This window comes from Streptomyces sp. NPDC047043 (genome assembly GCF_040644055.1).
Classification (GTDB): Bacteria; Actinomycetota; Actinomycetes; order Streptomycetales; family Streptomycetaceae; genus Streptomyces.
This window is the reverse complement of the sequence record NZ_JBEYVO010000005.1, coordinates 201,186-221,711: the sequence shown is the minus strand read 5'-3', so window position 1 is coordinate 221,711 and position 20,526 is coordinate 201,186. Positions and strand designations below refer to the sequence as shown.

21 protein-coding genes are annotated in these 20,526 nt (G+C 70.6%); 13 read left to right on the top strand and 8 right to left on the bottom strand.

Annotation, left to right across the window (positions count from 1 at the left end; all coding sequences use genetic code 11):
- Together ABZ880_RS10075 and ABZ880_RS10070 are read right to left on the bottom strand one after the other, a co-directional pair.
- On the bottom strand, positions 1 to 195 hold the full coding sequence (locus ABZ880_RS10075) for a DUF1918 domain-containing protein (protein WP_361259699.1): 195 nt from the start codon (positions 193 to 195) through the stop codon (positions 1 to 3).
- A 93-nt stretch (positions 196 to 288) separates the two neighbouring features.
- Entirely contained in the window at positions 289 to 1,206 is a 918-nt protein-coding gene (locus ABZ880_RS10070) for a DMT family transporter (RefSeq protein ID WP_361259697.1), read from the bottom strand.
- Here ABZ880_RS10070 and ABZ880_RS10065 point away from each other — a divergent pair.
- The 3 genes from ABZ880_RS10065 (at position 1,205) to ABZ880_RS10055 (ending at position 3,882) form a co-directional block, all read left to right on the top strand.
- Positions 1,205 to 2,668: a PLP-dependent aminotransferase family protein gene (locus tag ABZ880_RS10065; RefSeq protein WP_361259695.1), complete on the top strand. Its 1,464-nt coding sequence runs from the start codon at positions 1,205 to 1,207 to the stop codon at positions 2,666 to 2,668. The genes ABZ880_RS10070 and ABZ880_RS10065 overlap by 2 nt on opposite strands.
- 64 nt (positions 2,669 to 2,732) lie before the next feature.
- Entirely contained in the window at positions 2,733 to 3,170 is a 438-nt protein-coding gene (locus ABZ880_RS10060; protein ID WP_361259693.1) for a GNAT family N-acetyltransferase, read from the top strand.
- 118 nt (positions 3,171 to 3,288) lie between these two features.
- Positions 3,289 to 3,882, top strand: coding sequence for a histidine phosphatase family protein (locus ABZ880_RS10055; RefSeq protein WP_361259691.1), 594 nt, complete (start codon positions 3,289 to 3,291; stop codon positions 3,880 to 3,882).
- Here ABZ880_RS10055 and ABZ880_RS10050 read toward each other — a convergent pair.
- Positions 3,864 to 4,307: a DUF6314 family protein gene (locus tag ABZ880_RS10050; RefSeq protein WP_361259689.1), complete on the bottom strand. Its 444-nt coding sequence runs from the start codon at positions 4,305 to 4,307 to the stop codon at positions 3,864 to 3,866. The genes ABZ880_RS10055 and ABZ880_RS10050 overlap by 19 nt on opposite strands.
- A 2-nt stretch (positions 4,308 to 4,309) precedes the next feature.
- Positions 4,310 to 4,564 carry a hypothetical protein gene (locus ABZ880_RS10045; protein ID WP_361259687.1) on the bottom strand — a complete coding sequence of 85 codons (255 nt, stop codon included), beginning with the start codon at positions 4,562 to 4,564 and terminating at the stop codon, positions 4,310 to 4,312.
- A 143-nt stretch (positions 4,565 to 4,707) separates the two neighbouring features.
- On the opposite strand from ABZ880_RS10045, the gene ABZ880_RS10040 reads away from it, so the two are divergent.
- Positions 4,708 to 7,194, top strand: coding sequence for an alpha-L-arabinofuranosidase C-terminal domain-containing protein (locus ABZ880_RS10040; protein ID WP_361259685.1), 2,487 nt, complete (start codon positions 4,708 to 4,710; stop codon positions 7,192 to 7,194).
- Here the strand turns inward: ABZ880_RS10040 and ABZ880_RS10035 are convergent.
- Positions 7,181 to 7,621 carry a carboxymuconolactone decarboxylase family protein gene (locus ABZ880_RS10035; protein ID WP_361259683.1) on the bottom strand — a complete coding sequence of 147 codons (441 nt, stop codon included), beginning with the start codon at positions 7,619 to 7,621 and terminating at the stop codon, positions 7,181 to 7,183. The genes ABZ880_RS10040 and ABZ880_RS10035 overlap by 14 nt on opposite strands.
- A gap of 203 nt (positions 7,622 to 7,824) precedes the next feature.
- Positions 7,825 to 9,057, bottom strand: coding sequence for a cysteine desulfurase (locus ABZ880_RS10030; RefSeq protein WP_361259681.1), 1,233 nt, complete (start codon positions 9,055 to 9,057; stop codon positions 7,825 to 7,827).
- Between the two features lie 81 nt (positions 9,058 to 9,138).
- On the opposite strand from ABZ880_RS10030, the gene ABZ880_RS10025 reads away from it, so the two are divergent.
- The 9 genes from ABZ880_RS10025 (at position 9,139) to ABZ880_RS09985 (ending at position 18,812) form a co-directional block, all read left to right on the top strand.
- Positions 9,139 to 9,735, top strand: coding sequence for an ABATE domain-containing protein (locus ABZ880_RS10025; RefSeq protein ID WP_361259679.1), 597 nt, complete (start codon positions 9,139 to 9,141; stop codon positions 9,733 to 9,735).
- A 196-nt stretch (positions 9,736 to 9,931) separates the two neighbouring features.
- A complete protein-coding gene (locus tag ABZ880_RS10020) occupies positions 9,932 to 12,556 on the top strand; it encodes a YfhO family protein (RefSeq protein WP_361259677.1) in 2,625 nt (874 codons plus the stop codon).
- Between the two features lie 22 nt (positions 12,557 to 12,578).
- The gene (locus tag ABZ880_RS10015; RefSeq protein WP_361259675.1) at positions 12,579 to 13,529 is read left to right on the top strand and encodes a glycosyltransferase family 2 protein; all 951 of its coding nucleotides are present in this window, start codon (positions 12,579 to 12,581) and stop codon (positions 13,527 to 13,529) included.
- Positions 13,529 to 13,942 (top strand): GtrA family protein, encoded by a 414-nt coding sequence (locus ABZ880_RS10010; protein ID WP_361259673.1) that lies wholly within the window; start codon positions 13,529 to 13,531, stop codon positions 13,940 to 13,942. The genes ABZ880_RS10015 and ABZ880_RS10010 overlap by 1 nt, the downstream gene beginning before the upstream one ends.
- Before the next feature lie 45 nt (positions 13,943 to 13,987).
- A complete protein-coding gene (gene argC, locus ABZ880_RS10005; RefSeq protein WP_361259671.1) occupies positions 13,988 to 15,016 on the top strand; it encodes an N-acetyl-gamma-glutamyl-phosphate reductase in 1,029 nt (342 codons plus the stop codon).
- Positions 15,013 to 16,164, top strand: coding sequence for a bifunctional glutamate N-acetyltransferase/amino-acid acetyltransferase ArgJ (gene argJ / locus ABZ880_RS10000; protein WP_361259669.1), 1,152 nt, complete (start codon positions 15,013 to 15,015; stop codon positions 16,162 to 16,164). Before argC ends, argJ begins: the two co-directional genes overlap by 4 nt.
- Positions 16,161 to 17,069 carry an acetylglutamate kinase gene (gene argB, locus ABZ880_RS09995; protein WP_361259667.1) on the top strand — a complete coding sequence of 303 codons (909 nt, stop codon included), beginning with the start codon at positions 16,161 to 16,163 and terminating at the stop codon, positions 17,067 to 17,069. Before argJ ends, argB begins: the two co-directional genes overlap by 4 nt.
- Complete coding sequence (locus ABZ880_RS09990; RefSeq protein WP_361259665.1) at positions 17,066 to 18,265, top strand: acetylornithine transaminase; 1,200 nt, start codon at positions 17,066 to 17,068, stop codon at positions 18,263 to 18,265. The genes argB and ABZ880_RS09990 overlap by 4 nt, the downstream gene beginning before the upstream one ends.
- Before the next feature lie 7 nt (positions 18,266 to 18,272).
- Positions 18,273 to 18,812 carry an arginine repressor gene (locus ABZ880_RS09985; RefSeq protein WP_361259663.1) on the top strand — a complete coding sequence of 180 codons (540 nt, stop codon included), beginning with the start codon at positions 18,273 to 18,275 and terminating at the stop codon, positions 18,810 to 18,812.
- 88 nt (positions 18,813 to 18,900) lie between these two features.
- Here the strand turns inward: ABZ880_RS09985 and ABZ880_RS09980 are convergent, their stop codons facing one another.
- Entirely contained in the window at positions 18,901 to 19,692 is a 792-nt protein-coding gene (locus ABZ880_RS09980) for an FAD:protein FMN transferase (RefSeq protein ID WP_361259949.1), read from the bottom strand.
- A gap of 4 nt (positions 19,693 to 19,696) precedes the next feature.
- Complete coding sequence (locus ABZ880_RS09975) at positions 19,697 to 20,500, bottom strand: FMN-binding protein (RefSeq protein ID WP_361259661.1); 804 nt, start codon at positions 20,498 to 20,500, stop codon at positions 19,697 to 19,699.
- Between the last annotated feature and the right edge of the window lie 26 nt (positions 20,501 to 20,526).

Below are 20,526 nucleotides of genomic sequence, written 5' to 3'. Positions count from 1 at the left end.
CTACTGCTGTGTTTCCTTGTGCCTGATCTCGGTGTCGGGGCCGGGGGAGCAGATCCCCGTATGTCCGTCCTCGAAGCGGACGCGGTAGGGAGGGTTGCCCTCCTGGCCCATCACTTCGACGATCTCGCCGACCTTGTCGTGCTGTCCGACCACCCTGCCGTGCTGGACAAGCTGGTCGCCGACGGTTGCACGCATCTGTAGGGCCTCCTCACCATGTACGGGAGCAGCGGTCCGTGGCCTTGAGTTTACGGCGCCGGGCCGGGGTTGGAACCGGCGCGTGCGTGCCGCTCAGCCCCGCGCCCGCTGGGTGACGGCGATGCACACCAGCACCGCCGCGGCCGTCAGCGGAGCAGCCACCGTCAGGTGCTCGCCGAGCAGCAGCACCGACCACACCAGTGTGAGCAGCGGTTGGGCCAACTGCAACTGGCTGGCCTTGGGGATACCGATCGCCGCCATGCCCCGGTACCAGACGACGAGGCCGAGGAACTGGGAGCCCGCCGCGACCCACAGCAGTCCGGCCACGCTGTGCGCGGTCAGCCGCACGGGTTCGTACGACAGTGCCAGCGCGGCGGCCGGCACGGTCAGCGGCAGACACAGCACCAGCGCCCAGCCGATCACCTGCCAGCCCGGCATGACCCGCGCCAGCCGGCCGCCCTCGGTGTAGCCGGCCGCACACACCAGCAGCGCGCCGAACAGGTACAGGTCGGCGGTCGTCAGTGCGCCGCCGCTCTGCTGCACGGTGAAGGCGACGACTGCGGCGGCGCCCGCGAGGGCCGCCGTCCAGAAGGTGCGGGAGGGGCGGGTGCCCATGCGCAGGGCGGACAGCAGTGCGGTGGTGAGCGGGAGCAGGCCGACCACGACGGCCGCGTGCGCGGTGGTCGACGTCTGCAGGGCGAGCGTGGTCAGCAGCGGGAAGCCGACGACGACACCGGCGGCGACGACCGCGAGGCCGGTCCAGTGCCGGCGGTCCGGGACCGGGATGTGCAGCGCGAGCAGACAGACGCCGGCGATCAGCGCCGCGAGCACACTGCGCACGGCGACCAGCGCCCAGGGCCCGAAGCCCTCCAGCCCCCAGGCGGTGGCGGGGAAGGTGAGGGAGAAGGCGGTGACGCCGAGGGCGGCCAGCAGGGTGCCCGCGGTGCCGGTCCTCCCCGGGACGCTCACCGCTATCGAGGTCGGGGCAGTAGCGCTACTCTGTGCTCTCATGCAAGAGCGTAGCAGTGTCGGTGAACTGGCGAATCAGCTGAGGCGGGAACTCAACCGCTACTCGCCCGGTGGAAAACTCCCGTCGAGTCGGGCCCTGGTCGAGCGGTTCCGCGTCAGCCCGGTGACCGTCTCGCGTGCGCTGGGCCAACTGGCCGCCGAGGGGTTGGTGGTGACCCGGCCCGGAGCCGGTGCCTTCCGCGCCGAGCCGCGTGGCGCGACGACCGCTCCCGCGGGTGACACCTCCTGGCAGGAGGTCGCGCTCAGTGCGGACGGCGCCGCCGACCTCGTACCCCGCTCCGTGGACGCCTCCGGAGTCACCGTCTCGCTCGCCGCCCCGCCGCCCGGGGTCGTCGAGTTCAACGGCGGCTATCTGCATCCCGCGCTGCAGCCCGAGCGGGCGATGGCGGCGGCGCTGTCGCGGGCGGGGCGTCGGCCCGGTGCCTGGGGGCGGCCGCCGATGGAGGGGCTGCCGGAGCTGCGCGAGTGGTTCGCGCGCAGCATCGGCGGCGGGGTCACGGCCGCCGGGGTGCTCGTGGCCGCCGGCGGCCAGTCCGCGCTGACCACCGCCCTGCGTGCGCTGGCTCCGCCCGGGGCGCCGGTGCTCGTCGAATCGCCCACCTATCCCGGCATGCTGGCGATCGCCCGGGCGGCGGGTCTGCGGCCGGTGCCGGTCCCGGTGGACGCGGACGGCGTCAAGCCGGCCCTGCTCGCCGACGCGTTCCGGGCGACCGGTGCCCGGGTCTTCGTCTGCCAGCCGCTCTTCCAGAACCCGACCGGCGCCGTACTCGCCCCCGAGCGGCGCGGTGAAGTGCTGCGCATCGCCCGCGAGGCCGGCGCTTTCGTCGTCGAGGACGATTTCGTACGACGGCTCGTGCACGAGGACTCGGGGCCGCTGCCGAGTCCGCTCGCCGCCGACGATCCCGACGGAGTCGTGGTCCACGTCTGCTCGCTGACCAAGGCGACCTCGCCCAGCTTCCGGGTGAGCGCCCTGGCCGCCCACGGCCCGGTCCTGGAACGGCTGCGCGCGATCCAGGTGGTCGACACCTTCTTCGTCCCCCGGCCGCTCCAGGAAGCGGCCCTGGAACTGGTCGGCTCACCGGCCTGGCCGCGCCATCTCCGGGCCATCTCGACGGAGTTGAAGCTCCGCCGGGACACGATGACGGCAGCTCTGCGCCTGGACCTTCCCGAACTCTCCCTGCCGCACATCCCGTCCGGCGGCTACCACCTGTGGCTCCGCCTCCCCGACGGCACGGACGAAGGAGTCCTGACGGCGGCCGCCCTCCGCGCGGGAGTCGCCATCACCCCCGGCCGCCCGTACTTCAGCGCGGAGTCCCCGGCGCCGCAGGTCCGGTTGAGCTTTGCGGCGGTGGCGGGGACGGGGGAGATCGGCGAGGGGGTGCGGCGGCTTCGTACCGCCTGCGACGAGATGCTCCAGGGGACGGGCACCGTCGGTGTGCACTGACAGTGGCCCTTGCGGCAGCGGAAAACCCTTCGACAAGCCAGCCACGGCCTGCGAATCTCCCGCCATGACCGACACCCCCAGCCTCCCCGACGGCTACGAGCTCTCCACCGACCCCGACCGCCTCGACGTCGACCGCGTGCACCGGTGGCTGTCCGGCGACGCGTACTGGGCGCTCGGGCGGGCAAGAGAGAAGCAGGAGCGGGCGATCGCCGGTTCGCTGAACTTCGGGGTGTATGAGGTGGTTTCGGGGGAGCAGGTCGCCTATGCGCGCGTCATCACCGACATGGCCACCTTCGCCTGGCTCTGCGACGTCTACGTCGACCCGTCCGTGCGCGGCAAGAATGTCGGTACGGCGATGGTCGCCGCGATGCGCGAGCACCTGCGGCCGTACGGACTGCGCCGCATCCTGCTCGCCACGCTCGACGCGCACGGGGTCTACGAGAAGCTCGGGTTCCGGAAGCTGGCGCAGCCCGACATCTGGATGGCGCTGGAGTTCGAGTGAGGCGGTTCGGGTGACTTGTCCGCCAAGGTCCTGACCCCCAAGTAAGGTTCTGGCAACCCTTGGTGACTTGTGGACAACACCCCTTGACCTGCGAACCTTCACGACACACCATCACCGCATGCAACTTCGGGTCACATTCGTCGCCGCAGCGCGCAGCTCCCCGCTGCTCGCCGAACGCTTCGAGGACGACCGTCCGCTGGACCAGGCCGGCTGGGACGAGGTGCAGCGCGTCGCCCACGACCTGATCCCGCTGGCGGCGGCCGAACTGCGCTACTGCTCGCCCACACCGCGCAGCCGCGCCACCGGCGACGCGCTCGGCTACGCACCCCTGGTGCAACTCGCCCTGCGGGACTGCGACATGGGTCGCTGGCGCGGGCTGACCCTCGGCGAGGCGATGGCCCGCGAGCCGGAGGCCGTGGACGCCTGGCTCGCCGACCCGCGGGCCACCCCGCACGGCGGTGAGTCGCTGCTCGCCTTCATCGCCCGGGTCGGCGGCTGGCTCGACACCCGGCCCGTCGACGACGGCGGCCGTGTCGTCGCCGTGGCCGAGCCGTCCGTCATCCGCGCTGCCCTGGTGTACGCCCTGAAGGCGCCGCCGTCGACGTACTGGAACATCGACGTGCGCCCCCTCTCGACGACCACCGTGACGGGTCACGCCGGCCGCTGGAACCTCCGGTTCGACGGGGTGCCGACTCAGCCCTCGCGGGCGTAGTCCGTGGTGAGGACGAGGTCCTTGGCGGGGCCGCCCACCCGCCACACCGTCCGCCAGTGGTCCGCGTCCCGCACGGTGAACTCACCGCGGTAGAGGTCCGCCGCGCACGGGTGGTCCGCGACGTGGTGTCCGCAGGTCAGGTCCAGGTCGTGGAAGGGGCGGCCGTCGGCGAAGCGGACGTCGGCCGCGCCCGGTGAACCGCCCGGCAGGAAGCGCAGGGTGCGTTCGGCGGGGCGCGCGACGCCCTGCCAGACGAACGTGCCGGACTCCTCGTGCAGCAGCCCGCCTTCCGGGAGAGGGCTGAAGAGTGTCGTGCCGTCGAAACGCCCCTCGTCGCCGCTTGCGAGATCCCGCACGGTCCGCTCCACGCGCCAGCGCCCGGCAAGATGCGCCAGCACATCGGGCACGGGCCACAACTCGCGCATGATCAAACCCTCTTCCGCGGCCGGCGGCGCCACCGGTCCGGGGACTCGATGGGGTCCTTGCGGTCGGCCTGAGCCCGGATCTCGTGGTGCGATGCGTGACTGGTGGCGCGGAACGCCTCCTCGTACGCAGCCAGTGCCGCGCCCAGTCCGCCGCCCGTGGCGCCGCGGCGGCGGATCAGCCGTGCGCACCAGGTGAGACACCCCATGACGAGTCCCAGGCAGCCGAGCACGACGAGGTACGGCAGCAGCGCTTCCATGCGTTCGACCTTACGTCGAGCACGTCCGCCCCATTGACGTGCTCATACCCCTTCCCTATCTTGCCGTTCGAAGTGCTGACCGCTGTCTGATATTTCGAACGATCGAGCCGTTCAGAACGATCCCCAAGAGCCGCGGAGTATCCATGTCACGCACCACCCGGAACCGGCTGAGACTTGGCCTTGGAGCAAGCGCTTTCCTGCTGGCCGCAAGCCTTGTCCCGGCCCCCGCCCACGCCGAGGACGTCACCGACTACTCGATCACCGTCGACCCCGCCACCAAGGGCGCGAAGATCGACGACACGATGTACGGCGTCTTCTTCGAGGACATCAACCGCGCCGCCGACGGCGGCCTGTACGCCGAGCTCGTGCAGAACCGGTCCTTCGAGTACTCCACCGACGACAACAAGTCGTACACCCCGCTGACCGCGTGGACGGTCGACGGCAATGCCCAGGTCGTGAACGACGACGGGCGGCTCAACGCCCGAAACCGCAACTACCTCTCCCTGGGCGCCGGTTCGTCCGTCACGAACGCCGGTTACAACACCGGTGTCCGGGTCGAGGAGGGCAAGAAGTACGACTTCTCGGTGTGGGCCCGGGCCGAGGGCGGCACCACGCTGACGGTGTCCTTGCACGACGCCGACGGGACGCTGGCCACGGCCCGTCAGGTGGCCGTGCGCACGGGCGGCTGGGCCCGGTACAGGGCGACCTTCACCGCTACCCGCACCAGCTCCAACGGCCGTCTGACCGTGGGCTCTTCCGCCGCGGCCGCGCTCGACATGGTGTCCCTCTTCCCGCGCGACACCTACAAGCACGAGCCGAACGGCCTGCGCAAGGACCTCGCCGAGAAGGTCGCCGCGCTGCACCCGGGCTTCGTGCGCTTCCCCGGCGGCTGCCTGGTCAACACCGGTTCCATGGAGGACTACAGCGAGGCCTCCGGCTATCAGCGCAAGCGCTCGTACCAGTGGAAGGACACCATCGGCCCGGTCGAGACGCGCGCCACCAACTCCAACTTCTGGGGCTACAACCAGAGTTACGGCCTCGGCTACTACGAGTACTTCCGCTTCGCCGAGGACATCGGCGCCATGCCGCTGCCCGTCGTGCCCGCCCTGGTGACCGGCTGCGGTCAGAACAAGGCGGTCGACGACGAGGCGCTGCTGAAGCGGCACGTTCAGGACACCCTCGACCTCATCGAGTTCGCCAACGGCCCGGTGACCAGCGAGTGGGGCAGGAAGCGTGCGCAGATGGGCCACCCGAAGCCCTTCCAGCTCACGCACATCGAGGTGGGCAACGAGGAGAACCTCCCGAACGAGTTCTTCGCCCGCTTCAAGCAGTTCCGGGCCGCCATCCAGGCCAAGTACCCGTACATGCAGGTGATCTCCAACTCCGGCCCGGACGACGCCGGTTCGACCTTCGACACGGCCTGGCAGCTGAACAGGGACGCCAAGGTCGACATGGTCGACGAGCACTACTACAACAGCCCGCAGTGGTTCCTGCAGAACAACGACCGCTACGACTCCTACGACCGGAGCGGGCCGAAGGTCTTCCTCGGTGAGTACGCCTCCTGGGGCAACGCCTTCAAGAACGGGCTCGCCGAGGCGGCGTACATGACCGGGCTCGAGCGCAATGCCGACGTCGTCAAACTCGCCTCCTACGCGCCGCTGTTCGCCAACGAGGACTATGTGCAGTGGAGCCCGGACATGGTGTGGTTCAACAACCACGCCTCCTGGGGCTCGGCCAACTACGAGGTCCAGAAGCTGTTCATGAACAACGTCGGCGACCGGGTGGTGCCTTCGACCGCCACGGGGACGCCGTCGCTGCTCGGTCCGATCACCGGGGCCGTCGGCCTGTCGACGTGGAACACGAGCGCCGCGTACGACGACGTGAAGGTGACGGACGCGGACGGGCAGACGCTGCTGAGCGACGACTTCTCCGGTGACGCGTCCAAGTGGACCCACACCGGCGGCGGCAGCTGGAGCATCCAGGACGGGCAGTACGTCGAGGCCTCCGACACCGCCGAGAACACCATGGTCCAGGCCGGTGACCCGTCCTGGCACGACTACGACCTGCACGTGAAGGCCACGAAGAAGTCCGGCAAGGAGGGCTTCCTCGTCGCCTTCGGCGTCAAGGACACCGGGAACTACTACTGGTGGAACCTGGGCGGCTGGAACAACACCCAGTCCGCGGTCGAACAGGCCGTGGACGGCGGCAAGTCGACGCTGATCTCCAAGGCCGGGTCGGTCGAGACGGGCCGCACCTACGACATCGACGTCAAGGTGCGCGGCCGTCAGGTGACCCTCTACCTCGACGGACAGGAGTGGGGCAGCTTCACCGACGACAAGCCGGCCGAGCCGTTCCGCCAGGTCGTCACCAAGGACGCGAAGACGGGTGATCTGATCGTCAAGGTCGTCAACGCCCAGTCCTCGGCGGCCCGTACGGCGATCGACCTGGGCGGGGCGAAGGTGGCGTCCAAGGCGCGGGTGACCACGCTGGCCGCCGCGCCGGACGCGGTGAACACCGAGACGAAGACGGCCGTCGCGCCGGTGACGTCCACGTTCGACGGGGTCGCGGGCAAGTTCTCGTACACCTTCCCGGCGAACTCGATCACGTTCCTGCGGATCAAGCAGAGGTAGCCGGGGCCGGGTCCGCGGGCTGCTGTCCGAGTGGCAGCAGCCCGCGCTCGGCGAAGACCTTCTTCGCGGCGAAGGTCGCGTTCAGGGCCTTCGGTATGCCGCAGTACACGGCCGAGTGCGTCAGGGCCTCGACGATCTGCTCGGGGGTGAGGCCCACGTTCAGGGCCGCGTTGACATGCACGTCGAGCTGGGCCTCGCAGCCGCCGAGCGCGGTGAGCATGCCCAACGTCACCAACTGACGGTCGCGCGGGGCGAGTCCGGGACGGTCGTAGATCTCGCCGAAGGCCCAGGCGACGACCTGGTGGCCGAGCTCGGGGTTGATGTCGGCGAGCGAGTCGACGACCCGCTGTCCCGCCTCGCCGTCGACCCGCTTCAGGACCTCCAGGCCGTGGGCGAAGCGGTCTTCGCGGGTGGTGCTCTCGCTCATGTCAGCTCATCCGTTTCCGGCTGCTCCGGCGTGTCGTCGAGCAGCGGTTCGCAGTGGTCGATCCTGTCGTCCGGCGCCCCCGTCGCCCGCCCGGGCGAAGCGCTGCATGTCGGCGATCGACATGCCGGTCTCGCGCAGCTGCAGCAGGAAGCCACAAGAACCGTAGGAGTTGGAGTGCGCTCCAACGCAAGCCCGCTCTCCGGTCAACCGCCGAAGTACCTCTGGGCTGCCCGGACACCCTCCACCAAGGCATCCACCTCCGCCTCCGTGTTGTACACGTAGAAGCTTGCCCGGGTCGTCGCCGGGACGGCGTAGCGCTTCACGATCGGGCGGGCGCAGTGGTGGCCCACGCGTACGGCGATGCCGCGGTCGTCGAGGATCTGGCCGACGTCGTGCGGGTGGATGTCGTCGACCGTGAAGGAGACGGCCGAGCCGCGGGCGGTGAGGTCGTGGGGGCCGATGACGCGTACCCCGGGGATCTCCTGGAGCAACGCCAGGGCGCGGGTGGTCAGTTGGTCCTCGTGTGCCGCCACCTCCGCCATGCCCAGCGCCTCCAGGTAGTCCACCGCCGCCGCGAGGGCGACCGCCTGGGACGTCATCGGGACACCCGCCTCGAAGCGCTGCGGCGGCGGCAGGAAGGTCGTGCGGTCCATCTCGACGATCTCGATCATCGAGCCGCCGGTCAGGAACGGCGGGAGTTCGGCGAGGAGTTCGCGGCGGCCCCACAGGACCCCGATGCCGTTCGGGCCGAGCATCTTGTGCCCGGAGAAGGCCAGGAAGTCGGCGCCCAGTTCGCGCACGTCGACCGGGCGGTGGGGGACCGACTGGGCGGCGTCGACCACGACCGGTGTGCCGAACTCATGGGCACGGTCGGCGAGTTCGCGCACCGGGTTGATCGTGCCGAGGACGTTGGACTGGTGGGTGACGGCGAGCACCTTCGTGCGCTCGTCCAGCAGCTCGTCGATCCGGGTCAGGTCCAGGCGGCCCTCGTCGGTCAGGCCGAACCAGTCCAGCGTCGCGCCCGTCCGCTCGGCGAGCTGCTGCCACGGCACGAGGTTGGCGTGGTGCTCCATCTCCGTCACCACGATCCGGTCGCCGGGGCCGATCCGGCCGGCGTTGCCCAGGGCGTACGCGACGAGGTTGATGCCCTCGGTGGTGTTCTTGGTGAAGACCACCTCGTCGTCACGTGCCCCGACGAAGCGGGCGATCGTGTGCCGTGCGTTCTCGTACGCCTCCGTCGCCTCGCCCGCCAGCTGGTGCGCGCCGCGGTGCACGGCCGCGTTGTGCGTGAGGTAGAAGTCCCGCTCGGCGTCGAGGACCTGGAGCGGCTTCTGTGTGGTTGCGCCGGAGTCCAGGTAGACGAGACGGGCGCCGCTGTCCACCGTGCGCTCCAGGATCGGGAAGTCCCTGCGCAGCGCGTCCACGTCGAAGCCCACGGCCTCTCACCTCTCACGGTTTTGTTGTCCGTTTTCCGTGAGGCACGCTAGGCCTCCTCACGGAGAATCGCAAGCATTACCATGAGATCCGTGGATCACGAGGCCCCCGTCTACCTGCACCAGCTCCCGGTCCCCGGCGAGGAGCGCTACCTCTCGTTGGCCCTGGTCAACACCCGCTTTGCGCTCAGCCACGGCCAGGTCGACCTGCTCGACGACACCGAGGCCGCGCACCTGTGGCTCGTACGGCACGAGCTGCTGGCCGACCGGGTGGCCCTGAACGGGCGCCAGCTCGGCAGGCTCCTCGCCCTCCGCGAGGCACTGCGCGCCCTCTTCGCGGCGTACAGCGCCCAGAAGCGGCCCGCAGCCGAGGACCTCGCCGCCCTCAACTCCGCGCTCGCGGCCGCTCCCTCCACCCCGCGGCTCGCCTGGGGCGCCGACGGCCCGCACCGCGCCGACGAACCCGACGCCGGCAATCCGGCCGCCGCCGCGCTCTCCCTCCTCGCCGAGGACGCCACCGACCTGCTCACCGGCGCCGAGGCCGAGCAGCTCACCGAGTGCGCCGCACAGGGCTGCGCCCGCTGGTTCCTGCGCTCCCACGGCGCCCGGCGCTGGTGCACCACGAAGTGCGGCAACCGGGTGCGGGCGGCGCGCGCGTACGCGGCGCGCAAGGGGCGGTGAGTTCACCGTCCGGCGGTGAGTTCACCAATTAATTACATTCTGGGAAATCCCTGTTTCCCTTACGTTCACCATTCCATTCGTATAAGCCTGCGGACGCATTCGGAACAAGCTTTGCCACTTTCCGCGGACGGCACAACCGATCCCAAACCCGGGCCGTCTTAGTCGGCGAATCAATTACCGCGGGGAGTAAGTAGGAATGGATCGCCCGACCCTGTCCACTGCCGTTTCGAGGGGCCATTTCCCGTTGAAGAGGGCCGCGGCCCTGCTCGCCGCCGCCATCACCACCGCCGTGTTCTGCGCCGCCGACGCCCTCGCCGGCAGCTATCCCTTCGGGCCCCGCACCCGCAGCGTCAACGACCTGGGAAACCAGTACGTGCCGTTCCACGCCCACCTGTGGGACCTGCTGCACGGCCGGGCCGACGGCGGCCTCTTCGTCAACTGGCAGTCCGGATACGGCTCGAGCTTCCTGCCCGACCTCGGCACCTACCTCAGCAGTCCGTTCGCCCTGCTCGTCGGGGTGTTCCCACGGCACGAGATCGACCTCGCGGTGTACGTGATCACCCTGCTGAAGACGGCGTCCGCGGGCGCCGCCATGGCCTGGCTGCTGATGGTCCTGCGCCCCGGCCGCTGGTGGGCTGCCGGGCTGCTCGGGGCCTCGTGCGCGCTGTGCGGGTGGAGCCTCGCGGTCGCCTCGTACAACCCCATGTGGCTCGACGGCCTCGTCGCCCTGCCGCTGCTGTGCCTGGTGGGGGAGTGGACGCTGCACAAGCGGCGCCCGCTGCTCGGCGTACTGATCGTGGCGCTCGCCTGGATCGCCAACTTCTACACCGCGTACATGGCCACCATCGGCGCCGGTCTGGTGCTGTTGCTGCGTCTCGGGCTGTCCGGTCTCCCGAACCGGGAGCGGCTGAAGGCCGCGGGCCGCGCGGCCGGCACCGTCGCGCTGGGCGTGGGCCTGGCCGCGCCGCTGGTGACCGTCGTGTACTTCGGCACCAGGCACGCCCACCCGGGCAGGGTCGTGCACTTCGAGCCGGTGCCCACGGAGGATCTGCTGGCCCGGCTGCTGCCGACGACGTACAGCTTCGGCAGCCCGGCGCTCTACGTGGGCGCCACGGCGCTGCTGCTCGCGCTCGCCCTGCCCTTCCACCGGGCGGTACCGCGCCGGGTGCGTGCCGGGTGGACACTGCTGGTCGCCGCGGTGGCGCTGTCGCTGCAGTGGCAGCCGACCCATCTGGTCTGGCATGCCTTCGCCACCCCGCAGGGCAGCGCGTACCGCCAGGCCTTCGTGCTGTGCGCGCTGCTGGTGATCGCCGCCTGGCACGCCCTCTCGTACGGCCCGCCCGACCTGCGCGCCCTGGGTGCCGCGGCCGCGCTGCTCGCGCTGATCACCGCCGTGGCGAGCCGCAGTGCTCTGGTGCACCCCGTCGGATGGGCGGTGCTGCTGCTCGCCGTCGTGGGCGCACTCGGCGGACTGGCACTGCTCGGGCGCACCGAAGGCGGGCGCCGCACAGTCCTGGCCGCCCTCGCGCTGGTCCTGCTCTTCGGCGGCCAGTTCGGGGAGGCCATGGCCACCTCCGCCGTCGCCACCCGCCTCCGTCTCGGCCACATGGACGACTACGCGCCCTGGGGCCAGCGGCAGCAGCGGCAGGCGGAGGCGATCGCGCAGGCCGACGGCTGGCCCCGCTACCGCACCGATCCGGGCCGGGAGCAGACCGTCGGCAACGACCCGCTGCTGGTCGGCGGCCAGGGCGCCCAGTACTACAGCAGCCTCACCTCGGACGTCCTCAGCCGGGCCCTCACCGCCCTCGGCGACGGCTGGACCTCGCGCGGCCGCAGCCTGCAGAGCCTCGACAACGCCGTCACCGACGCGATCTTCTCCGTCGGCGCTCGGGTGCACTCCCCGCCCGACCCGCACCAGAACTGGTTCCCGCAGAACGGCGACCGGCTGACCGTGACCCGGCAGGACGCACCGCCCCTCGTCACGCTACGACCGCCGGGCGCGTCCCGTGCCGCCTTCGGAGCGTCGCCGTACCGCAACCAGGAACTCCTGCTCGGCGCCCGCGTCTACACCGTGCCCCGCCTCACCGTGCGCACCAGCACCGGCAAGCCCCCGCGCGCGGGCGAGGCCCGGCACCCCGGGCTGCTCATCGGCGCCCCCGCGCCCGGGACCGTACGGAAGCCGGCCATCACCGCGCGATGCCCGGCCGGCAGTGAGGTGTACCTCTGGGCGCCGCACTACTCGGGCAGCGCGCGGATGACCGACGGGCCTACCGGGCGGTTCAGGTCGGACGCCAGGGTCACCAAGATCGCCCCGATGCAGCGGCTCGGCACGGTCCCGGCGTCCGGGCACCTCCGCATCGACCTGACCCCCGACCGCACCAGCCGTGTCCCGCAGGGCGCGGTCGGCTGCCTGGACACCGCCCGGCTGCACGACGCCGTCGAGCACCTCAGGGCCACCGGCGCCACCCGCGTCACCGTCTCCGACGCCACGATCCGGGCCGAACTCCCGGCGGGCAGCAAGGGAACCGCCGTCGTCGCGGCTCCCCGCATCGCGGGCTGGCGCTGCGCCGCGGGCGACGCCGACCCCGTACCGGCCAAGGAGTACCACGGCCTGATCGCCGTCCCCCTCGACGGCTCCTCGACCAGCCTCACCTGCACCTTCCACCCGCCCGGTCTGCGGCTCGGCACGACCGTCGGGGCCGCCGCGCTGCTGACCCTGATCCTGCTCGGCGCCCTCACCGCCGTACGCCGACGGCGGGAGATCCGGCCGCCGGCGCCCATGACCACTCGACCGCTCGAGCGCGTGAGCGGCGCTCTCTGACCTGCCCCAGGGGGAGAATCCCGTGCTGATATCGATCGTCGCACCCTGCTACAACGAGGAAGCCGTCCTCGAGCGGTTCCACGAGGAGGTCCAGAAGGTCGCGGAGGAACTCCTGCCGCTCGGCCACGACGTGGAGTTCGTGTACGTCGACGACGGCAGCCGCGACCGCACGCTCACCGTCCTGGAGCGGCTCGCCGACCTCGACTCGCGCGTCCGGTACGTCTCCTTCAGCCGCAACTTCGGCAAGGAGGCGGCGCTGCTCGCCGGTCTGCGGCACGCCTCGGGGGACTCCGTGGTCGTCATGGACGCCGACCTCCAGCACCCGCCGGAACTGATCAAACGCATGGTCGACCTGCACGGACAGGGCTACGACCAGGTCATCGCCCGGCGCAACAGGACCGGTGACGGCATGACCCGCACCCTCACCGCCCGCCTCTACTACCGGCTCGTCAACCGCCTGGTCGACGTCGAACTCGTCGACGGCGTCGGCGACTTCAGGTTGCTGTCCCGTCGCGTGGTGGATGCCGTCCTGGGCCTGACCGAGTACAACCGCTTCTCCAAGGGCCTGTTCGCCTGGGTGGGCTTCCCCAGTACCACCTTCGAGTACGAGAATGCCGTGCGCGAGGCCGGCCACAGCTCCTGGAGCTTCCGCAGCCTGCTCAACTACGGACTGGACGGACTGCTCTCCTTCAACAACCGCCCGCTGCGCGCCGCCCTCCACCTCGGCATGGTCCTGCTGACCATCGCCGGGCTGTACACCGCGTGGATCGTGGGCGCCGCGCTCGTCAACGGAGTGCAGACCCCCGGCTACGTCACCATCATCACCGCCGTCACCGGGGTCGCCGGAGTGCAGATGATCATGCTCGGGGTGATCGGGGAGTACACCGGCCGGATCTACTACGAGGTCAAGGGGCGCCCGCACTTCCTGGTGAAGGCGACCAACGTGAAACGAGCGAAGGATCTCATTCCCTGATGTCGAGTTCCCTGCTGCCGAGTTCCCTGATGTCGCGGCAGATGCTTGTCTTCGCCGTGATCGGGGTCGTCAACACAGGTACGTACTACGCTCCGTACCTACTGTTCCTCACTCGTTTCCCCTATCTCGTCGCCCATATTCTCGCGACCGCCATCAGTATGACCGGATCCTTTTTCCTCAATGCGCGGTTCACCTACCGGACGCGTCCGACCCTGCGGAAATTCCTGCTGTTCCCGCTGACGAACGCCGCGAATTTCGTGGTCACGACCGTGGGCGTCTACGTGCTCGTCGACCTCCTGCATCTCGGCAGCCGGTATGCCCCCCTGCTCGCCTCCCTGGCGGCGATCCCGGTGACCTTCGTCGTGTCCCGCCGGATCATGCTCCCGAAGGCGGAACCGGCCGAGATTGCATAAACGTGCAGCGAAACGTATAGTCATGCCATCCAGGAGGAGGATGACATGGCGGTACGTGCGGCAGTGGCCGGAGCGAGCGGGTACGCGGGCGGAGAGCTCCTGCGTCTGCTCCTGGCGCACCCCGAGCTCGAGATCGGGGCCCTGACCGGCAACTCCAACGCGGGCCAGAAGCTCGGTGCGCTCCAGCCGCACCTGCTGCCGCTGGCCGACCGGACACTCCAGGAGACCACCCCCGAGGTCCTCGCCGGTCACGACGTCGTCTTCCTCGCCCTGCCCCACGGCCAGTCCGCCGCCGTCGCCGAGCAGCTCGGCCCGGACGTCCTCGTCGTCGACATGGGCGCCGACTTCCGGCTGCAGAACGCGGCCGACTGGGAGAAGTTCTACGGCTCCGCACACGCCGGGACCTGGCCCTACGGGCTCCCCGAACTACCGGGTGCCCGCGCCGCGCTGGAGGGGTCCAAGCGCATTGCGGTGCCCGGTTGCTACCCGACCGCCGCTTCGCTGGCCCTCTTCCCGGCCTACGCCGCCTCTCTCGCCGAGAACGAGGCCGTGATCGTCGCCGCGTCCGGGACGTCCGGCGCGGGCAAGGCACCCAAGCCGCACCTGCTGGGCTCCGAGGTCATGGGCTCCATGTCGCCGTACGGTGTCGGCGGCGGCCACCGGCACACCCCCGAGATGATCCAGAACCTCAGCGCGGCGGCCGGCGAGACCGTGAGCGTCTCCTTCACGCCGACCCTCGCGCCGATGCCCCGCGGCATCCTCGCCACCTGCAGCGCGAAGGCCAAGCCGGGGGTCACCGCCGAGTCCGTGCGCGCCGCGTACGAGAAGGCCTTCGCCGACGAGCCCTTCGTCCACCTGCTGCCCGAGGGCCAGTGGCCCGCCACGGCGTCCGTCTACGGTTCCAACGCCGTTCAGGTGCAGGTCGCGTACGACGAGGCCGCGGGCCGCATCATCGCGATCAGCGCCATCGACAACCTGACCAAGGGCACCGCGGGCGGTGCTGTCCAGAGCATGAACCTCGCCCTCGGGCTCGACGAGTCCACGGGGCTTTCCACGATCGGAGTCGCACCGTGAGCGTCACGGCAGCCAAGGGATTCCAGGCTGCGGGCATCGCAGCCGGAATCAAGGAGAACGGCAACCCGGACCTGGCCCTCGTGGTCAACAACGGTCCGCGCCGCGCCGCCGCCGGTGTCTTCACGTCCAACCGTGTGAAGGCCGCGCCGGTGCTGTGGTCCGAGCAGGTGCTCAAGGGCGGCCAGGTGTCGGCCGTAGTGCTCAACTCCGGTGGCGCCAACGCCTGTACGGGCCCGAAGGGCTTCCAGGACACGCACGCCACCGCCGAGAAGGTCGCCGAGGTTCTCGGCCGCGGCGCCATCGAGGTGGCCGTGTGCTCCACCGGCCTCATCGGCGTCCTGCTCCCGATGGACAAGCTGCTCCCCGGGGTCGAGACCGCCGCCGCCCAACTCTCCGAGCACGGCGGCGAGAAGGCCGCCATCGCCATCAAGACCACCGACACCGTCCACAAGACGTCCGTCGTGACCAAGGACGGCTGGACCGTCGGCGGCATGGCGAAGGGCGCGGGCATGCTCGCTCCGGGCCTGGCGACCATGCTGGTCGTCCTCACCACCGACGCCGCGCTCGACGACGACGTACTGGACAGGGCGCTCCGGGCGGCGACGCGCACGACCTTCGACCGCGTCGACTCCGACGGCTGCATGTCCACCAACGACACCGTGCTGCTGCTCGCGTCCGGTGCCGCCGAAGTCACCCCGGAATACGAGGAGTTCGCGGAGGCGGTACGCCAGGTCTGCGACGACCTCGGCCAGCAGCTGATCCGGGACGCCGAGGGCGCCAGCAAGGACATCAAGGTCGAGGTCGTCAACGCGGCGAGCGAGGACGACGCCGTCGAGGTGGGCCGCTCCATCGCCCGCAACAACCTCCTCAAGTGCGCGATCCACGGCGAGGACCCCAACTGGGGCCGCGTGCTCTCCGCGATCGGCACGACCAAGGCCGCCTTCGAGCCGGACCGGCTGAACGTCGCCATCAACGGCGTCTGGGTCTGCAAGAACGGCGGTGTCGGCGAGGACCGCGAGAAGGTCGACATGCGCTACCGCGAGGTGCACATCGTCGCCGACCTCGCCGCCGGGTCCGAGGCCGCCACCATCTGGACCAACGACCTCACCGCCGACTACGTCCACGAGAACAGCGCGTACTCCTCATGAGCACTACTCGCAAACACACCGCACTGCCCAAGGCCCAGATCCTCATCGAGGCGCTGCCCTGGCTGGTCAAGCACAACGGCAAGACGGTCGTCATCAAGTTCGGCGGCAACGCCATGATCGACGAGGACCTCAAGGCCGCGTTCGCCCAGGACGTCGTCTTCCTGCACCACGCCGGCCTCAAGCCGGTCGTCGTGCACGGCGGCGGCCCGCAGATCAGCGCCGCCCTCGACCAGCACGGCATCGTCAGCGAGTTCAAGGCCGGACTGCGCGTCACCACCGAGGACGCCATGGACGTCGTACGGATGGTGCTGGCCGGGCAGGTCCAGCGTGAGCTCGTCGGGCTGCTCAACCAACACGGGCCGCTGGCCGTGGGGTTGACCGGCGAGGACGCGCACACCATCACCGCCACCAAGCACCAGCCCGAGATCGACGGCGAGTTGGTCGACATCGGGCGGGTGGGCGAGATCACCGCGATCGACACGGGCGCGATCGAGGCACTGCTCGCCGACGGCCGGATCCCGGTCGTCTCGTCGATCGCCCGTAGCCAGGACGACGGACATGTCTACAACGTCAATGCTGATACGGCGGCTGCGGCACTTGCTGCTGCGCTTGGAGCGGAGACTCTCATGGTCCTCACGGACGTCGAGGGTCTCTATGAGGACTGGCCGAACAGCGACGAGGTGATCAGCCGCCTCACGGCTTCCCAACTGGAGAAGCTGCTGCCGGAGTTGAGCTCCGGCATGGTGCCGAAGATGGAGGGCTGTCTGCACGCCGTACGGGGCGGCGTCAACACCGCCCGCGTCATCGACGGCCGGGTCCAGCACTCGATCCTGCTGGAGATCTTCACCGACGAGGGCATCGGCACGATGGTCGTGCCCGATGCCGAAGAGGGGGATGCCGAATGACCGCGAACGCAGACCTGACCCAGCGGTGGCAGGGCTCGCTGATGAACAATTACGGCACCCCGCGCCTGCCCCTCGTCCGCGGCGAGGGCACCAAGCTGTGGGACGCCGACGGCAAGCAGTACACCGACTTCGTCGGCGGCATCGCGGTCAACGCCCTCGGTCACGCCCACCCGGCGGTCGTCCAGGCCGTCAGCACGCAGATCGCCTCCCTCGGCCATGTCTCCAACCTGTTCATCGCCGAGCCGCCCGTCGCCCTCGCCGAACGCCTCCTCCAGCTCTTCGGCCGGGACGGCAAGGTCTTCTTCTGCAACTCCGGCGCCGAGGCCAACGAGGGTGCCTTCAAGATCGGCCGGCTCACCGGCCGGACGCACATGGTGGCCACGCAGGGCGGCTTCCACGGCCGCACCATGGGCGCCCTCGCGCTGACCGGCCAGCCCGGCAAGCAGGAACCCTTCCTGCCGCTGCCCGGCGACGTCACGCATGTCCCGTACGGCGACGCGCAGGCCCTCGCGGCCGCGGTCAGCGACGAGACGGCTCTCGTCATCATCGAGCCGATCCAGGGCGAGAACGGCGTCGTCGTCCCGCCCCCCGGCTATCTGAAGGCGGCCCGCGCGATCACCGCGGCCACCGGGGCGCTGCTGGTCCTCGACGAGGTGCAGACCGGTGTCGGCCGTACCGGCCACTGGTTCGAGTACCAGGCCCACGAGGGCGTACTGCCCGACGTCGTCACCCTCGCCAAGGGTCTCGGCGGCGGACTGCCGCTCGGCGCGACCGTCGCCTTCGGGCGGGCCGCCGAACTGCTGCAGCCCGGCCAGCACGGCACGACCTTCGGCGGCAACCCGGTCGCGTGCGCCGCCGGCCTCGCGGTACTGGACACCATCGCGAACGAGGGATTGCTGGAGAACGTCAAGCGGCAGAGCGAGAAGCTGCGGGACGGAATCGAGTCACTGGGGCACCCATTGATCGCACATGTCCGGGGCGCGGGCCTTCTGCTGGGTATCGTGCTCACCGAGCCGCTGGCGCCCCGGGTGCAGCAGGCGGCTCAGGACGCCGGTTTCCTCGTGAACGCGCCCGCCCCCGACGTCGTACGGCTGATGCCCGCACTGAGCCTCGGCGACGACGACGTGGACGCGCTGCTCGGGGCACTCCCCGGCATCCTGGACGACGCACGCGGGGACGGACGATCCGGAGAATGAGACGACGATGAGCCATGCGCAGGACGACGCACAGCACGCCGGGCCTGCCGTGCCGCAGACCCGCACCGCACGCCACCGCCGGATCGTGGACATCCTCAACCGGCAACCGGTGCGCTCCCAGAGCCAGTTGGCGAAACTGCTGGCCGACGACGGCCTGAATGTCACACAGGCGACGCTCAGCCGGGATCTCGACGAGCTGAACGCGGTGAAGATCCGCAACAACGACGGCGACCTGATCTACGCGGTGCCGAGCGAGGGGGGTTTCCGGACCCCCCGGGCACCGCTGGGGGAGTCCGCCAAGGAAGAACGGATGCGGCGGCTGTCCCAGGAGCTGCTGATCTCGGCCGAGGCGTCCGCGAACCTCGTGGTGCTGCGGACGCCACCGGGTGCCGCGCAGTTCCTGGCGTCCGCCATCGACCAGGCCGAACTGCACGACATCCTCGGCACGATCGCGGGCGACGACACACTGCTGCTGATCAGCCGGAATCCGACGGGCGGGCAGGCGCTGGCCGAGCATCTGCTGCGGCTGGCCCAGAACGGTCACTGACGCGCACTCGCGCGACATGTACGAGTCCGGGGCGCACGGGACGGATCTCCCGTGACGCCCCGGACTCGCATGGGGGTTCCACCCGGGCTCAGCCCAGGCGCGCCGCCAGCCCGCCCGTGCAGCGCACCTCGTCGCCCGCCGTGATCAGCAGCGCCTCCACGCCCGGCAGGGACTCCAGCCAGCGCAGTCCGTCCCGCGAGCCCATCGCGAAGGCCGCCGTGGCCCAGCAGTCCGCCCAGGTCAGCTTCGGGGCGACGACCGTGACCGCCACCAGGTCGGTCACCGCGGACCGGCCCGTGCGCGGGTCGACGATGTGCGCGCCCCGCTCGGCGGTGCCGGACGTGGCCACCGCCAACTCGTCCGTGCCCGCGGCCGAGACGACGGCCGCGAGCCCGCCCGGACGCAGCGGGTCCGCCACCCCGACCCGCCAGGGCCGGTGCGGCTCGGGCGCGCCGAGCAGCTGGACGTCACCGCCGCCGTTCATGCTCACGCCGGTCACCCCGGCAGTGGCCGCCAGCCGCCGGGCCGCCCGTTCCGCGGCCCAGCCCTTGACGATCCCGGTCGGGTCGAGGCGCCCCTCGTAGCGGATGCTGAACCAGCCGTCGCTCACCCGCTCCGCCTCGGCGCCCAGTCGGAGCACCTCGGCGACCTCGGGATCGCACTCCTCGACGCTCAGCTCACCGCGCGCCAGGCGGGAGACCTGGCTCTCGTCGCGGTAGGTGCTGAACACCTCGTCCACCCGGTGCAGTCCGGCGACCGCCTCCTCCAGTGCCGCCTGCACCGCACCGGGCTCCCCGCCGCGGACGTCGAAGGAGAAGACGGTCCCCATGACCTCCTCCGCATGACGCACCGCGGCGGGAGCTTCCGCCCTCTCCGCCACCGACTCAGCCACCGGCCTGGTCCAGCGCCGACTGCAGCGACTGCGTGTAGCCGCTGCTGGTGTACGTGGCACCCGACACCGCGTCGATCTTCGCGCTGCCGGCCGCCACCGCCTCCTGGTTGAGCTTCGGGATGGCCAGCGCGGTCTTCTGGTCGCTGAGCCCGCCCTTGGGCGCCTGCACCGCCTCGGCCTTGGTGATCTTGCCGTCCGCGACGGTGATCCGGACCTGCACAGGCCCGTACTGGGTCTGGGCCACCTTGCCGGTCACGGTCTTGGCCTGGGCGGCACCGGAGCCGGAGCCCCCGCCGCTGCCCTGCGAAGGACTGGCGCTGCTCTGCGAGGAGCCCGCGCTCGCCTTCATCTTGTCGATAGCCGACTGCAGCGACTGCTTGTAGCCGTTGCTCGTGTACGTCGCCCCGGACACCGAGTCGATCTGCGCGCTCTGCGCGGCGACCGTCTCCTGGGTGAGCTTGGGGATGGACAGGGCGGTCTTCTGGTCGCTGGTGCCGCCCTTGGGCGCCTGGATCGCCTCGGCCTTGGTGATCTTGCCGTTGGCGACGGTCAGGCGTACCTGGACATTGCCGTACTGGGTCTGGGCCACGCTGCCGTCGACCGTGCCGTTCGCGGAACCGGCCGCCGAGGCTCCGCCCTGTGGCGACTCCTGCGCGCCGGCGGTCTGCTGCGGGGCGGCGCCGGCGGCCTCGGCGTTCGGGTCGGACGCCGGCTTCAGCGACAGCATCAGTACGACGCCCGACACGGTCGCGGCGGTGGCCAGCACGACACGGCGGATGGGGTGACTCTTCCTCATCGCTTCCTAAGCTCCTGAAGTCCCGT